The following is a 15,050-nucleotide window of genomic DNA, read 5'->3' as shown; positions in this document are numbered from 1 at the left end:
TGCCGAGGCTAACCGTCACTGCGTGCGCAACCCCCGCAGGACCCGGTCGACGACCTGGCCGACCTCGGTGCTGGTCTGCTTCTGCTTCGCGGAACCGGCGATGGTGCTCGCGCCCGCCGACAACGCCCCGAACACCACGTGCGCCAGCGCGTCCACCGGCAGCGGGGTGATCTCCCCGGCCTCGACCAGCGCCTGCACGGCCTGCCGGATGACGCCGAAGGTGTAGCGCTCCTCGGCCTCCCGCCAGCGTTCCCAGCCCATCACCGCGGGCGCCTCGTGCACCACGATCCGCTGGTACGAGGGTTCCAGGCAGACCTGGATGAAGTCGTCCAACCCGGCGCGCACGGCGTCCCAGGTGGAGCCGGAGCCGAACAGCACCTTCGACAGCCGCCGCACGACGCGCTGCTCGACCTCCTCGAAGGCCGCCTCGAACAGCGCCTGCTTGCCGCTGAAGTGGTGGTAGAGCGCGCCCTTGGTGACGCGGGCGCGCTTGGCGATCTCGTCCAGCGAGGTACCGCCGTAGCCCTTCTTCGTGAACAGCGCGACGGCGGAATTCACCAGGGCCTGCCGGGTGCTCTCGGTGTGCTCGAGCCTGCGGGGCCGCGCTGTAGCCATACTCACAATCATAAAACATACCCGCGGTATGGCCGCGCTGGTAGCTTCGACGGCACATACTCCCGGTATGCCGCACACCGGGAGTACGACAGCGATCCGGTCTGGAGGAACCATGACTTGGGACGACTTCCACCAGCGGCAGCGCACGATTCGGGCGATCCTCGAGCACACCGCGCGGCACCCGTCCGCACCGCTGGAGCTCACGGCGGTACCCGGCGCCGATGAGGTCTTCGCCGATCGCGCCGACTTGCTGCGCGCGCTGCACTACAAGTGGACGCAGGTGCTGACCGGGCGGATCGACGTGGGCGTGCAGGACGCCGACGCGGAACCGCACGGCGACCGCGTGGAAGCGGTCGCGAACGCCTGGCGGCGCGCCGCCGCGGACAACCCCGCGCTGCGGGCGATCCTGGACGCGCACGCGGGCGAGCCGGCGCTGGCGCAGGCCGCGCTGCAGGAGCAGCGGATGCTCGCGTTGTCGGCCGGCCTCGCCGAGCAGCACGAACCGGCCTCCGAGACGAACCGCGTCGGCAAGGCGTTCCGGAGCCTGCTGCGCGCCGAGCCCAGCGCACCTTCGGGCAAGTCCCGCCGCCCGCTCTCTCAACTGCGCAAGCTCATCCCGAGCTTCTGAGATCCGCCGCCCACCGCGAAGCCGGACACCCTCTTGTTCGGAGCGTGGCGAGTCCCGCCGCTGCGACCACTGCCCCGCCACCCCGAAAGACCAGCAGCCGGGCCGCAGCGGTCGCGTCGAGTGATCAGATCGTGTCTCGGTGCACCTTTCAAGCACTGCCCCGGGCGGGTAGGAGTGGGGCATGGCGCGATGGACGACGACCGACATCCCCGAGCAGACCGGCCGGACGGTGCTGGTCACCGGCGCGAACTCCGGGCTCGGCCTGCAGAGCGCGCAGGTTCTCGCCGCCCGCGGCGCCCGCGTGCTGATGGCCTGCCGGAACGCCGAGAAGGGCCGCGAAGCCCAGCGGCTGGTCGCCGCGCACGCCATCGCCGAACCCGAGCTGGTGGAACTGGACCTCGCGGATCTCGGCTCCGTGCAGCGCGCCGCCGAGGACATCCGCAAGCGCACCGGTGACGAACTCGACGTGCTGATGAACAACGCCGGCGTGATGGCTCCGCCGCGCGGCAGCACCGAGAACGGCTTCGAGCTGCAGATCGGCACCAACCACCTCGCGCACGCGGCGCTGACCTGGCAGCTGATGCCCGCGCTGCGCGCCCGCCCGGGCGCCCGCGTGGTGACGCTGTCCAGCATCGCCCACCGCGGCGGCTCGCTGGACATCGACGACCTGAACTTCCAGCGCAGGCGCTACTCGCCGAGCCGCGGCTACTCGCAGTCGAAGCTGGCGAACCTGCTGTTCGCCTTCGAGCTCGACCGCCGGGCCCGGCGCGCGGGACTGGACCTGCGCAGCATCGCCGCGCACCCCGGCATGAGCGGTTCCGAACTGGCGTTGAACTCGCTGCGCGCCCGGTCGCTGCCGGATGCGCTGACCAGCATCGCCCGTCCGTTCAACGACCTGATCACCCAGTCGGTCGCGCAGGGGGCGCTGCCCCAGCTGTTCGCCGCGACCGATCCGGCGGCCACCAGCGGCAGCTACTACGGCCCGGACGGGTTCGCCGAGATCCGCGGCTACCCCACCCGCGCGAAGACCACTTCGACGGCGCAGGACACCCGTCTGGCCGAGCGCTTGTGGACCGCTACCGAGCAGCTGACCGGCGTCGACGCCGACCCGCGCTGAGCCGCGGCGAGCGGGATCACTGCTGACGGGTTCGGTCTCGGACGGGTGAGGGCGTAGCCTTGCGGCCGTGAGTGTGGCGCCAGAGGGACGGAAGCTGCTGCGGCTGGAAGTGCGCAACAGCCAGACTCCCATCGAGAAGAAGCCATCGTGGATCAAGACCCGCGCCCGGATGGGTCCGGAGTACCAGGAACTCAAGGGCCTGGTGAAGCGCGAGGGCCTGAACACCGTCTGCGAGGAGGCGGGCTGCCCCAACATCTTCGAGTGCTGGGAGGACCGCGAGGCGACCTTCCTCATCGGCGGTGACCAGTGCACCCGGCGTTGCGACTTCTGCCAGATCGACACCGGCAAGCCCGCCGAGCTGGACACCACCGAGCCGCGCAAGGTCGCCGAGTCGGTGCAGGCGATGGGCCTGCGCTACTCCACGGTGACCGGGGTGGCCCGCGATGATCTCGACGACGGCGGGGCCTGGCTCTACGCCGAGACGGTCCGGCGGATCCACGACCTGAACCCGGGCACCGGCGTCGAGCTGCTGATCCCGGACTTCAACGCGGAACCGGACCAGCTCGCCGAGGTCTTCTCCTCGCGCCCGGAGGTGCTCGCGCACAACCTGGAGACGGTGCCCAGCGTGTTCAAGCGGATGCGCCCGGCGTTCCGCTACGACCGCTCGCTGAAGGTGCTCACGCTGGCCCGCGAGGCCGGGCTGGTGACCAAGTCGAACCTCATCCTCGGCATGGGCGAGTCGCCGGAGGAGGTGCGCCCGGCGCTGCAGGACCTGCACGACGCGGGTTGCGACATCATCACGATCACGCAATACCTGCGGCCCAGCGCCCGGCACCACCCGGTGGACCGCTGGGTCAAGCCGGAGGAGTTCGTCGAGCACACCAAGGCCGCCGAGGAGATCGGCTTCCCCGGCGTGATGGCCGGTCCGCTGGTGCGTTCCAGTTACCGCGCGGGCAGGTTGTACGCGAAGGCGACCCAGCACCGCGGCATGCCGCTGCCGGACAACCTCGCCCACCTGGCGCAGGCGCAGCCCGCCGCGCAGGAGGCCAGCTCCCTGCTCGCCCGCTGATCGGCCCGCTGACCAGCGCACTCGCCGTCCGTCCCGGTCCTGCGGGGCGGACGGCGAATTCGTCCGCGAACCGCAGCGGACGTCCCTGGTCGGGCGTTGAACGGCGGCCGTATCCTGGGGCGCATGGCCAACCAGGACAAGGCAGCCAAGAAGGCGGCGGCGAAGGAACGGCGCAACGCGCTGCGCGGACGCATCTCGCAGATCTTCCAGGCGTTCCAGATGCAGCGCCGCGAGGACAAGCTGCTGCTGCCGCTGATGATCGGCGTCTTCCTGGCGATCGCGGTCGTGGTGTTCGTGATCGGCTTCTTCTTCGGGATGCAGTGGGCGTTCCTGCCGGTCGGCATCGCGCTCGGCGTGCTCGCGGCCGTGATCGTGTTCGGCCGCCGGGTGCAGGCGACCGTCTACCGCAAGGCCGACGGCCAGCCCGGCGCGGCCGGGTGGGCGCTGGACAACCTGCGCGGCAACTGGAAGGTGTCGCAGGCGGTGGCGGGCACCGCGCAGCTGGACGCGGTGCACCGGGTGATCGGCCGCCCCGGCATCGTGCTGGTCGGCGAGGGCGCGCAGCACCGGGTGAAGTCGCTGCTGGCGCAGGAGAAGAAGCGGGTGTCCCGGCTGGTCGGGGAAACGCCGATCTACGAGGTCGTCATCGGCACCGAGGAGGGCCAGGTCCCGCTGCGCAAGCTGCAGACGCACCTGATGAAGCTGCCGCGCAACATCAACTCCGGCCAGGTCGACTCGCTGGAGAACCGGCTCTCCGCGCTGGCGAGCCGGGGCAATTCGATGCCGAAGGGCCCGATGCCGCAGGGCGCCAAGATGCGCAACGTGCAGCGCGCCTCGCGCCGCCGCTGACCCGACCCGGGTGAGCGGACCGGTTCGCCCCGACAGACCGGTCGAGTGGCCCGCTCGCTCCACGGCCGGGCGCTCCCGGCGGATGACGTCCGCGCGTGCTCGGAGTTCCGAGTGAACGGTCCGTTCGCTCGATCTTTTCGGACCAACGGTCCGTTCGCTCCGGACGGAACCGCGCGAACAGCGCTCAGCGGCGCACCACGACCGTCCCGGTGAGCCGATCCAGCCACGTCCGCCCGTCCCGGTTGCGGATCACCGCGGGAACCAGGAACGCCGTCAACGCGCACCGCACGATCGCGCGCCACAACCCCACCGAGTTCGCGCCGCCCAGCCGCGCCACCCAGATACCGGCCAGCAACATCCCCGGCGTGAAGCCGAAGACCGCCACCGGCAGCGCCGTGATCACGAACCAGGTCAGCAGACTCCAGTTGCCGGGCGGTTCGGGAACGGTGAACAGGCCCGCGACCAGCGCGGCCAGCACGATGTCCACGAGGAAGCCGAGCAGCCTGCGGCCACCACCGGCGACCGAGCCGGTCCCGCTCTCCGGCAGGCCCAGCCGCTCGCCCGGCCAGCGCCGCTGCTGCGTCGAGTCCGGGCCGCGCTCGTCGTCCACGCTGCTCACTCCGGGTCCGGATGCGGTCTCTTCGGTCACCCCGCAAGCCTACGGCCGCCCGCACGGAGCCGGTCGGCGGCCGCCCTCCGCAGTCGCGCTCACCCGTTCGGCGGGTCGTTAACAGCCGCGAAACATCGGGGTGATGACCGGGCAACACCGGCGGCATAACGTGGGCATCGAGCCGGTGAGCTCGACGAACGCCCGCCGGTGAGCAGTTCACCAGATGCGTTAAGGAGCCATCGAGGGTGTTCAAGAATCCAGACGAGGTCCTGCGCTTCATCTCCGACGAGGACGTGAAGTACATCGATGTCCGGTTCTGCGATCTGCCGGGCGTCATGCAGCACTTCACGGTCCCCGCCGCGGCCTTCGACCAGGACACCTTCACCGAAGGGCTGGCCTTCGACGGCTCCTCGGTCCGAGGTTTTCAGTCGATCCACGAGTCGGACATGTTGCTGCTGCCCGACCCGTACACCGCCCGCGTCGACCCGTACCGCGCGGAGAAGACGCTGATCCTGAACTTCTTCGTGCACGACCCGTTCACGCTGGAGCCCTACAGCCGCGACCCGCGCAACATCGCGCGCAAGGCCGAGCAGTACCTGGCCGAGTCCGGCATCGCCGACACCGCGTTCTTCGGCGCCGAGGCCGAGTTCTACATCTTCGACTCGGTGAAGTTCGGCGAAGGCCCGAACAAGACCTTCGCCGAGGTCGACTCCGTCGAGGGCTGGTGGAACACCGGGCGCGACGAGGAAGGCGGCAACCGCGGCTACAAGACCCGCATGAAGGGCGGCTACTTCCCGGTCGCGCCGTACGACCACTTCGCGGACCTGCGCGACCGGATCTCCACCCAGCTGGCCAACTCGGGCTTCACCGTCGAGCGGGCGCACCACGAGGTCGGCACCGGCGGCCAGGCCGAGATCAACTACAAGTTCAACACGATGCTGCACGCCGCGGACGACCTGCAGCTGTTCAAGTACATCGTGAAGAACACCACCTGGGAGGACGGCCGCACCGCGACGTTCATGCCCAAGCCGCTGTTCGGTGACAACGGCTCCGGGATGCACAGCCACATGTCGCTGTGGAAGGACGGCGCGCCGCTGTTCCACGACGAGGCCGGCTACGCCGGGCTCTCGGACACCGCGCGGTACTACATCGGCGGCATCCTGCACCACGCGCCGAGCCTGCTGGCGTTCACCAACCCGACGATCAACTCGTACCACCGGCTGGTGCCGGGCTACGAGGCGCCGGTCAACCTGGTGTACTCGCAGCGCAACCGCTCCGCCTGCATGCGCATCCCGATCACCGGCAACAACCCGAAGGCCAAGCGCGTCGAGTTCCGCTGCCCGGACCCGTCCGGCAACCCGTACCTGGCGTTCGCGGCGATGATGATGGCCGGGCTGGACGGCATCAAGAACAAGATCGAGCCCGCCGAGCCCATCGACAAGGACCTCTACGAGCTGCCGCCCGAGGAGGCCAAGGGCGTCCCGCAGGTGCCGGACAACCTGGCGCAGGTCATCGACAACCTCGAGGCCGACCACGAGTACCTGCTCGAAGGCGGTGTGTTCACCCCGGACCTGATCGAGACCTGGATCTCGCTGAAGCGCGAGACCGAGATCGACCCGATCCGGCTGCGTCCGCACCCGCACGAGTTCGCGCTCTACTTCGACGTGTGATCGAACCACCGCTGCCGCGGGCCGGGAGGGACCGAGTCCTTCCCGGCCCGTTTCGCGTTCCGGGCCTCGCGGCTCGTCTGCGGGCTTCCCCGCTCACGTCCCGTTCCACGGCACCGGCTGGCCGCCCGCCGATCCGGGGCGGAAGCGGAACAGCGCGCCCGCGTACGGGTCCGCCACCAGCGCGCGTTCGTCGTAGCCGGAACACGCCGAGGTCACGTACATCTCGTCCAGCCGCCGCCCGCCGAACGCCAAGCCGGTGATGCGCCGCGTCGGTGCCCACAGCACGGTCTCCAGATCACCGCTCGACGCGTAGCGGTGGATGCGCCCGCTGCCGCGCATGGCGACCCAGACGCCGCCCGCGCTGTCCATCGCCAGCCCGTCCGGATGGCCTTCGGACTCGGCGCACACCACCCAGCGGCGGCCCCGGCCTGCCCGGCCGCCTTCCACGTCGTAGTCGAACGCCCAGATCACGCGGGCGACCGTGTCGACGACGTACATCGTCGTCCCGCTCGGGCTCCAGCCGATGCCGCCGGAGCGGGTGAGGCCGTCGACGAGCACTCTGGCCCGGGTGCCGTCCAGCACGTACAGCGCGCTGCGCTTGGCCTCCCGGCTGTGCGTGAGCGTGCCCGCCACGAATCTGCCCGCCGGATCGCAGGCGCCTGCGCTCATCCGGTCGCCCGCCTGCACGCCCGCGATGGGTTCCAGCGCCGCCCGGCCCGGGAACAACCGGGCGAACCCGCGATCGGCGGCCGCGATGAGCTGGCCGTTGCGGGTGGCGGCCAGCGCCGTGACGACTCCCGGCAGGACTTGCACCTCGTCCACCTCGGAATCCCGGTGGTAGGTGTGCAGTTCTCTGCGCAGGACGTCCACCCAGTACAGGCAATTCAACGTGGGCATCCACAGCGGGCCGGCGCCGGAAAGCGCCTGCCGATCGACGAGTAATTCGAAGTCCTCGGACACCATGCACTCCTATTCGGACCGCGCGGCCGCCGGTTCGTGCGCGCACCCTTTCGCGGTGCGCAGCAGGTTACCGCCAGGATAGCGGCGAGCAGACCTCCGAACGGGCAGTATTCGCGGAAAACCCGCGGTGATTGCCAATCGCCGGGAGCATTGGACTTTCGCGGTGGTCTCCACGGAGCAACCGATTCGCCACTTTCCCGCGCGCCGGCCGCCGAGCGGCGGTCTGCAGTGCGCATACCACGAACCGGACCGGCGGCCCGCCGGTTCGGCGAAATTCGTCGGCGCCGGGCGTGCGCAGCGTTGTGCAAAACGCACAACAATGCATTTGCACGTGCAGCAAGGGCATCGGCCGCGTGAATTGCGGATCCTTCGCACCGCGGACGAATTCAGCCGCGGCTGCGGCGACACCCGCTGAGAATAATCGCGAATATGCGGCGAACCGCTGCCGAACGGGCGGCGCGGCAGCCGAAATCCAGAACCGGCGAGACTCGCCGAACAGACCGCCACCGGAAACACCGGCACCGAGCACGGCGAAAGCCGCACAACTGCCCATTGTGGACGCGAATATCGGGCAGCGACCCGTTCGCACGGTGAATCGACCCCCAGCGATGATCTCCCGGTCGGTCGGCGACAGCGCGACCAACCGGGAGATCATCGCCCGACCGGAGGCCTGCGGAGATCAGCCGCGCGGCATCGACCGCGAAACTTCGGCGGCCTGCCGCGCAAACCGGAGCTCAGCCGACGGTGAGCACGAGCTTGCCGCGCACGTGCCCTTCCTCCAGCAGCTCGTGCGCCTTAACGGCCTGCTCCAGCGGGAAGGTCTGCTGCAGGTCCACCCGCAGCCGCCCGGCGTCGACCAGCTCGCCGAGCCAATTGAGCTGACTCGTGTCCGGGCGCACGAACACGTAACGCCCGCCCTGGTTCAGCACCTCGGTGTCCACGACCGAACCGTGCCGCGCCGGGTCGCGCACCAGCCGCGGCGAAACCTCCAGGGCCGCACCGCCGATGAAGTCCACCGCGGCGTCGACGGTTCCGTCCCCGCCGACCAGCTCGGCGACCCGCTCGGGAAGCCCCTCGCCGTAGGTCACCGGCTCGGCGCCGAGTTCACGCAGGTAGTCGTGGTTGCGTTCGGACGCGGTACCGAGCACGCGAGCCGCACCCAGTGCCTGTGCGATCTGCACGGCCAAGTGCCCGACGCCGCCGGACGCGGCGTGCACCAGCACGGTGTCGCCTTCACCCACCTCGACCGCGTTGAGCAGTTGCAACGCCGTCAGCCCGGCCAGCGGAAGCCCGGCAGCCTGCTCGAAGGACTGCGCGCGGGACTTGCGCGCCAGCGCACGCTCCGGCACCGCGACCAGCTCGGCGTAGGTGCCGTTCTGCACGTGGTCCTCGCGGGCGTAGGCGACGACCTCGTCACCGACTTGGTAGCCCGTCACGGCAGGGCCGACCGCTTTGACCACACCGGCCACGTCCCAACCGGGGATCAACGGCGTGTGATGCGGCAGCACGCCCTGCAGATAGCCGCGGCGGATCTTCCAGTCGACCGGGTTCACCCCGGCCGCACGCACCTGCACCAGCACGAAATCGGGGCCCACCAGCGGGTCGGGAAGCTCTTGCACGGACAGCACGTCGGGGTCACCGAACTCAGTGAGCGAAACAGCCTTCATACCTCGTCCAACGACAGTTGATCAGTCGGCATTCCGGCCCACGGACTACCCCTCGGGCAGCAGCGGCACACCGGGCTCAGTCCTCGTAGAACACCCGCTCCACGACGGCACGGGCGTGCCGGGTGACCCGCAGGTAGTCGTCGAGCACTTCACCGGTGTCCACGCTCGCCGGGTAGCCCAGCGCCGCCGCCAACGCGGCCAGTTCCCTGGCCTGCTTGGGAAGCTGGTCCCCGGGTTTGCCGCGCACCAGCATCACCGCGTTGCGCGAGCGCATCGCCAGCGTCCACGCTTCGATCAGCTGCTCCGCGTCGTCCCCGGACAGCACCCCGGCCTTCACCGCAGCCGCGATTCCGTCCACAGTGGAAGTCGTGCGCAGCTCCGGGTGCTGGTGGGCGTGCCGCAGCTGCAACAGCTGCACCGTCCACTCCACGTCGGCGAGGCCGCCGCGGCCGAGTTTGGTGTGCGTGGCCGGATCCGCCCCGCGCGGCAATCGCTCCGAATCCACCCGGGCCTTGATCCGGCGGATTTCCCGGACCTTCGCATCGTCCAGGCCGCCCTCCGGATAGCGGATCGGGTCGATCGCGCCGCAGAACGCCTCGCCGAGTTGCGGATCGCCGGCCACCGGCCGAGCGCGCAGCAGCGCTTGCGCCTCCCAAGCCTGTGCCCAGCGCCGGTAGTAGGTCAGGTAGGAATCCAACGTCCGCACCAGCGCGCCGCTGCGCCCCTCCGGACGCAGGTCGATGTCCACCTCCAGCGGCGGGTCCTGGCTGGGTGCGCCCAGCAGCCGCCGCACGTGCTCCACGACCGCGGTCGCGAACCGCACCGCGGTCGTGTCCTGCACACCCTCGACCGGTTCGCACACGAACATCACGTCCGCGTCCGAGCCGTACCCGAGTTCGGCACCGCCCAGCCGCCCCATGCCGATCACCGCGATCCGCGCGGGCACTGTCTGCCACTCCGCGCGTCCTCCGATCTCGCGGATGGAGGTGTCCAGCGCGGCTTCCAGCACCGCGACCCACACGCTGGACAAGGCCCGGAAGACATCGGTCGGCGGCATCAGCCCTAGCAGGTCAGCGCACGCGATGCGCAGCAGCTCGTGCCTGCGCAGCGAGCGCGCCGCGGAGACCGCTCGCTCCGGTTCGGCATGCCGCCCGACCGCACTGCGCAGCGAAACCGCGACCGCCTTCGGATCGCGCTCGGCCAGCGCCGGGGTGTCCGAAAGCAGCCGCAGCACCTCCGGCGCGCGCACCAGCAGCTCCGGCACCAGCTTGGACGTGCCCAGCAGCAGCGCGAGCCGTTCCACGACCACGCCCTCATCCCGCAGCAGCCGCAGATACCAGGGCGTTTCGGCCAGCGCCTCGGACACCTTCCGGTACGCCAGCAGACCGCCGTCCGGATCCGGCGTCCCCGCGAGCAGGTCCAGCAACATCGGCAGCAGCGCACCCTGGATGTGCGCCCGGCGGGAAACCCCAGCGGTCAACGCCTCGATGTGCCGCAGCGCCCCTTCCGGCGAGGTGTAGCCGAGCGCGGCCAGCCGTTGCACTGCCGCGCCGGTGGTCAGCCGCAGCATGTCCGTCGGAACCTTCGCCACCGCCTCCAGCAGCGGGCGGTAGAACAGCTTCTCGTGCAGTCTCCGGACCCGGTTGCTGTGCCTGCGGTACTCGGCGACCAGGACGTCACCGGCGCTGCGCCTGCCGCTGGAGCGCAACCCTGCCGAGCGCGCGAGGAAGTGCAGCTCGTCCTTGTCGTCCATCGCCGGGAACAGGTGCGTGCGCCGGAGCCTGCGCATCTGCAACCGGTGCTCCAACGTGCGCAGGAAGCCGTAGGACTCGACGAGGTCCGCCGCGTCGGCCCGCGCCACGTAGCCACCCTCGCCAAGATCGCGCAAGGCTTCCACGGTGATCGGACTGCGCAGGTCCTCGTCGCTGCGCCCGTGCACCATCTGCAGCAGCTGCACGGCGAACTCGACATCGCGCAAACCACCGGGTCCCAGTTTGAGTTCGCGCTCGGACAACTCCGCGGGAACGTGGTCCTCCACCCGCCGGCGCATCGAGCGAACGTCCGCGACGAAGTCTTCGCGCTCGGCGGCGGTCCACACGAACGGCCGCACCGCCTCGAGATAGCGCCTGCCGAGGTCGGCATCGCCTGCCACCGGGCGGGCTTTCAGCAGCGCCTGGAACTCCCAGGTCCGCGCCCAGCGCCGGTAGTAGTTCACGTGACCGTCGAGCGTGCGCACCAGCGCACCCGCCTTGCCCTCCGGCCGAAGTGCCGCGTCGACTTCGAAGAACGCCGATCCGGCCACCCGCATCATCATGCTCGCGAGCTTGCCCGCGCCCGCCAGGTCGGCTTCGGATTCGGCCACGAACACCACGTCGACGTCGCTGACGTAGTTCAGCTCGTGCCCACCGGTCTTGCCCATCGCGATCACGGCGAGGCGCTCCGCGGCGTCGCTGCCTTCTCCTCCGGCGAGTTCGGCCTCGGCGACCACCAGCGCCGCCCGCAACGCGGCCACTGCGACATCCGACAACGACGCCGCGACCTGCTCGAACGCGGTCGACTCGAGCTCCGGTTCCACGGCGCCCGCCAGGTCCCGCGCAGCGATTTCCAACAACAGCCCGCGATAGCCGGCTCCCAGAGCGATGACCGCGTCCCGGCCGGTCAGCGTGCTGTCCCCGAACCGGACCGGCGCGAGAAGTTCCGCAGTGCACGCCTCCACTTCGCGTGCCGCTGTATTGGCGGAACTGCGCAGCCGCCGCCAATCCTCCGGGTGCGCGACGAGGTGATCGGCGAACGCCGCCGACGTTCCGAGCACGCCGAGCAATCCACCGCGCAGCCGCACGTCGGACGCGAGTTCGTCGCCGAGCTGCGCCCACTCGGATTCGGCGGCTTCCCGGAAGCGGTCGATCGAATGCAGCGCCAGGTCCGGATCAGCCGCACGGGACAGCGCCGCTACGGCTCGCTCGTAGGTTGCGACCGGCCCGGAGTCTGTCCACCAGCCGATCGCGCGCAGCTGCTCTTCGGCCCGGACGGCATCGCTGAAGCCGTACCGAGCCGGGGATGGAGCCGAACCGGACCGGGACGAGCTGCCGTTGCTCATACTTCGCACCGTAGCCCGACCCGGCGAAAAGCAGGCACCCGACCGACTCGAAGATCACGCCAACGGCAACGAGCGGGTCGGATTGCGCTGCTCCGGCGGAGCCGCGGCCAATTGCACGAACCGCTCGGCCACCGGCGCCCAGCTTTCCGCGAGATCATCGTGGAACGCCGCCAAGTGCTCCGGATCCAACTGCCCCGCACGCGCGCGCTCGGCAGCTTCCGGCATCCGCCGCGCCCAGTCCAGCACGGTATCGGGCTCGGTCTCGATGTGGAATTGAAAGCCGTAAGCGCACGGGCCGACCCGGAACGCCTGGTTGTCCGAACTCGGCGAAGACGCCAACAACTGCGCGGACGGCGGCAACCGCACGACCTCGTCGTTGTGGAACTGCAGGACGTCCGGCGTCAACGGCAAGTCACCGAGCAACGAGTCGTCGGCCGCCGCGTCGCGCTTCGCGACCAGCAAGGTCCCGACCTCCGCACCGTCCCGCCGCGCCGCGACCCGTCCACCGGTGGCCACCGCGAGCAGTTGCGCTCCGAGGCAGATTCCCAACACCGCGGTCCGCCGACTCACAGCCGAGCTGAGCAGAGCACGAACGTCCGCCAACCACGGATGATCCGGGTCGTCGAGGGCTCCCATCTCGCCACCGAGCACGACCAGCCCCTGGTACTGCTCGAGTTCCTCTGCCGCCGGGATCCGCGGCGGCCGCACCACGTCGAGTTCGGCCCCGGCATCTTCGAGCCACTTGCCGAGCCGCCCGACGGGGTCGATCTCCGAGGGCTGCACGACCAGCAAACGCACGCGCTCCATGCCGCGACACTACGAGATCAGCCACCCGCCCGGTAGAACGACCTCGAAGGCCCCGAAAACCACCTCGGTGGCTGTGGTTTCTCGGCCCCGGACAGCAGAAGGCCCCGGAACCGTGGTTCCGGGGCCTTCCCCATTTACGAGTATTGTCGGCGGTGTCCTACTCTCCCACACCCACACAAGTGCAGTACCATCGGCGCTGGAGGGCTTAGCTTCCGGGTTCGGAATGGGACCGGGCGTACCCCGCTCCGCTATACCCACCGACAAACCAACACACACCCAAACCCCATACGGGTGTGCTCACCAAAGGTGAAAACCAATATTCACAAGTCAAACACAACAACCAACGAGTTGTTGCCTCAGACACCATATAGTGGACACGAGACATCCCTGTGGGCAAGTCCTCGGCCTATTAGTACCCGTCCACTCCATCCGTTACCGAACTTCCATGCCGAGCCTATCAACCCCATCATCTCTAGGGGGCCTTAACCCATCAAGGGTGGGAACCGTCATCTTGGAACAGGCTTCCCGCTTAGATGCTTTCAGCGGTTATCCCTCCCGAACATAGCCAACCAGCCCTGCTCCTGGCGGAACAACTGGCACACCAGAGGTCCGTCCGTCCCGGTCCTCTCGTACTAGGGACAGCCTTCCTCACGACTCCTACGCGCGCGGCGGATAGGGACCGAACTGTCTCACGACGTTCTAAACCCAGCTCGCGTGCCGCTTTAATGGGCGAACAGCCCAACCCTTGGGACCAACTCCAGCCCCAGGATGCGACGAGCCGACATCGAGGTGCCAAACCATGCCGTCGATATGAACTCTTGGGCAAGATCAGCCTGTTATCCCCGGGGTACCTTTTATCCGTTGAGCGACACCACTACCACCAGCCAGTGCCGGATCACTAGTCCCTGCTTTCGCACCTGCTCGACCCGTCAGTCTCACAGTCAAGCCCCCTTGAGCACTTACACTCACCACCTGATAACCAACCAAGCTGAGGGAACCTTTGGGCGCCTCCGTTACCCTTTAGGAGGCAACCGCCCCAGTTAAACTACCCACCAGGCACTGTCCCCGATCCGGATCACGGACCCGAGTTAGATGCCCGGAACGACCAGAGTGGTATTTCAACAACGACTCCACACCCACTAGCGTGAGCACTTCCCAGTCTCCCACCTATCCTACACAAGCCGAACCAAACACCAATACCAAGCTATAGTAAAGGTCCCGGGGTCTTTCCGTCCTGCCGCGCGAAACGAGCATCTTTACTCATATTGCAATTTCACCGGGCCTGTGGTCGAGACAGCGGAGAAGTCGTTACGCCATTCGTGCAGGTCGGAACTTACCCGACAAGGAATTTCGCTACCTTAGGATGGTTATAGTTACCACCGCCGTTTACTGGCGCTTAAATTCTCCGCTTCCCCCTCCAAAGAGAGGTAACAGGTCCTCTTAACGTTCCAGCACCGGGCAGGCGTCAGTCCGTATACCTCGTCTTACGACTTCGCACGGACCTGTGTTTTTAGTAAACAGTCGCTTCTCCCTGGCCTCTGCGGCCACCACCAGCTCCCCCGGCACGCGGGTTCACCAGCACTGGCCCCCCTTCTCCCGAAGTTACGGGGGCAATTTGCCGAATTCCTTAACCACAGTTCACCCGACCGCCTCGGTATCCTCTACCGGACCACCTGTGTCGGTTTCGGGTACGGGCCATGCACACACATCGCTAGAGGCTTTTCTCGGCAGCACGGGCACACTGACTTCACCACCACGGCTACGCATCACCCCTCACCCACATAGTTGCCCGGATTTCCCTGGACAACGGGCTACAGGCTTACACCAGTACCACCACTCACTGGCACAGCTACCCCACTACGTCACCCCATCACTTGACTACTCCGGCATCAGGTCCCATGCACTCACACCAGAAGTCCGAAGACCACCAATGCTCGCGGATGGTTAGTCTCAACCGTTTC

At 68.6% G+C, this 15,050-nt stretch carries 11 protein-coding genes and 2 rRNA genes (1 of these 13 cut by a window edge); 5 read left to right on the top strand and 8 right to left on the bottom strand.

The features are described 5' to 3' along the window. Window positions 1-15 precede the first annotated feature (15 nt). Complete coding sequence (locus V1457_RS15330; RefSeq protein ID WP_200071184.1) at window positions 16-615, bottom strand: TetR/AcrR family transcriptional regulator; 600 nt, start codon at window positions 613-615, stop codon at window positions 16-18. Between the two features lie 112 nt (window positions 616-727). Here V1457_RS15330 and V1457_RS15325 point away from each other — a divergent pair, with 112 nt between their 5' ends. From V1457_RS15325 to V1457_RS15310, 4 genes are all read left to right on the top strand, one after another. Further along, window positions 728-1,243, top strand: coding sequence for a hypothetical protein (locus V1457_RS15325; RefSeq protein WP_200071183.1), 516 nt, complete (start codon window positions 728-730; stop codon window positions 1,241-1,243). 181 nt (window positions 1,244-1,424) lie between these two features. Continuing rightward, a complete protein-coding gene (locus V1457_RS15320; RefSeq protein WP_295146356.1) occupies window positions 1,425-2,360 on the top strand; it encodes an oxidoreductase in 936 nt (311 codons plus the stop codon). 67 nt (window positions 2,361-2,427) lie between these two features. Continuing rightward, window positions 2,428-3,429 (top strand): lipoyl synthase, encoded by a 1,002-nt coding sequence (gene lipA / locus V1457_RS15315; protein ID WP_200071181.1) that lies wholly within the window; start codon window positions 2,428-2,430, stop codon window positions 3,427-3,429. 123 nt (window positions 3,430-3,552) lie between these two features. Next, window positions 3,553-4,278, top strand: a complete 726-nt coding sequence (locus V1457_RS15310) for a DUF4191 domain-containing protein (RefSeq protein ID WP_200071180.1) — start codon at window positions 3,553-3,555, stop codon at window positions 4,276-4,278. A gap of 184 nt (window positions 4,279-4,462) precedes the next feature. Here V1457_RS15310 and V1457_RS15305 read toward each other — a convergent pair whose 3' ends face one another. Beyond that, window positions 4,463-4,927, bottom strand: a complete 465-nt coding sequence (locus tag V1457_RS15305) for an RDD family protein (protein ID WP_374220952.1) — start codon at window positions 4,925-4,927, stop codon at window positions 4,463-4,465. A 206-nt stretch (window positions 4,928-5,133) separates the two neighbouring features. Between V1457_RS15305 and glnA the strand changes: the two genes are divergently transcribed. After that, on the top strand, window positions 5,134-6,558 hold the full coding sequence (glnA, locus tag V1457_RS15300; RefSeq protein WP_338604725.1) for a type I glutamate--ammonia ligase: 1,425 nt from the start codon (window positions 5,134-5,136) through the stop codon (window positions 6,556-6,558). Between the two features lie 93 nt (window positions 6,559-6,651). On the opposite strand, the gene V1457_RS15295 is transcribed toward glnA, so the two are convergent. The 6 genes from V1457_RS15295 to V1457_RS15270 form a co-directional block, all read right to left on the bottom strand. Beyond that, complete coding sequence (locus tag V1457_RS15295; protein WP_200071178.1) at window positions 6,652-7,518, bottom strand: SMP-30/gluconolactonase/LRE family protein; 867 nt, start codon at window positions 7,516-7,518, stop codon at window positions 6,652-6,654. 734 nt (window positions 7,519-8,252) lie between these two features. Beyond that, window positions 8,253-9,185: an NADP-dependent oxidoreductase gene (locus tag V1457_RS15290; RefSeq protein ID WP_338604720.1), complete on the bottom strand. Its 933-nt coding sequence runs from the start codon at window positions 9,183-9,185 to the stop codon at window positions 8,253-8,255. Window positions 9,186-9,261: 76 nt separating this feature from the next. Continuing rightward, the gene (locus tag V1457_RS15285; RefSeq protein ID WP_338604717.1) at window positions 9,262-12,282 is read right to left on the bottom strand and encodes a bifunctional [glutamine synthetase] adenylyltransferase/[glutamine synthetase]-adenylyl-L-tyrosine phosphorylase; all 3,021 of its coding nucleotides are present in this window, start codon (window positions 12,280-12,282) and stop codon (window positions 9,262-9,264) included. 54 nt (window positions 12,283-12,336) lie between these two features. Then, window positions 12,337-13,089, bottom strand: a complete 753-nt coding sequence (locus V1457_RS15280) for a type 1 glutamine amidotransferase (protein WP_295150781.1) — start codon at window positions 13,087-13,089, stop codon at window positions 12,337-12,339. A gap of 144 nt (window positions 13,090-13,233) precedes the next feature. Beyond that, a 5S ribosomal RNA gene (gene rrf, locus V1457_RS15275) occupies window positions 13,234-13,351 on the bottom strand. Between the two features lie 127 nt (window positions 13,352-13,478). Further along, window positions 13,479-15,050, bottom strand: a 23S ribosomal RNA gene (locus V1457_RS15270) (it continues 1,513 nt past the right edge of the window).

Source organism: Saccharopolyspora sp. SCSIO 74807, assembly GCF_037023755.1.
GTDB lineage: Bacteria > Actinomycetota > Actinomycetes > Mycobacteriales > Pseudonocardiaceae > Saccharopolyspora_C > Saccharopolyspora_C galaxeae.
Note: the sequence above shows the minus strand (reverse complement) of the source record. Positions and strands in the feature narration are given on the sequence as shown.

What these genes read in the sequence shown, in the direction of transcription:
- V1457_RS15320 (WP_295146356.1), top strand. Translation starts at nt 1,425, where the DNA reads ATGGCGCGATGGACGACGACCGACATCCCCGAGCAGACCGGCCGGACG.
- V1457_RS15310 (WP_200071180.1), top strand. Translation starts at nt 3,553, where the DNA reads ATGGCCAACCAGGACAAGGCAGCCAAGAAGGCGGCGGCGAAGGAACGG.
- V1457_RS15330 (WP_200071184.1), bottom strand. Translation starts at nt 615, where the DNA reads ATGGCTACAGCGCGGCCCCGCAGGCTCGAGCACACCGAGAGCACCCGG.
- V1457_RS15290 (WP_338604720.1), bottom strand. Translation starts at nt 9,185, where the DNA reads ATGAAGGCTGTTTCGCTCACTGAGTTCGGTGACCCCGACGTGCTGTCC.
- V1457_RS15325 (WP_200071183.1), top strand. Translation starts at nt 728, where the DNA reads ATGACTTGGGACGACTTCCACCAGCGGCAGCGCACGATTCGGGCGATC.
- V1457_RS15285 (WP_338604717.1), bottom strand. Translation starts at nt 12,282, where the DNA reads ATGAGCAACGGCAGCTCGTCCCGGTCCGGTTCGGCTCCATCCCCGGCT.
- V1457_RS15280 (WP_295150781.1), bottom strand. Translation starts at nt 13,089, where the DNA reads ATGGAGCGCGTGCGTTTGCTGGTCGTGCAGCCCTCGGAGATCGACCCC.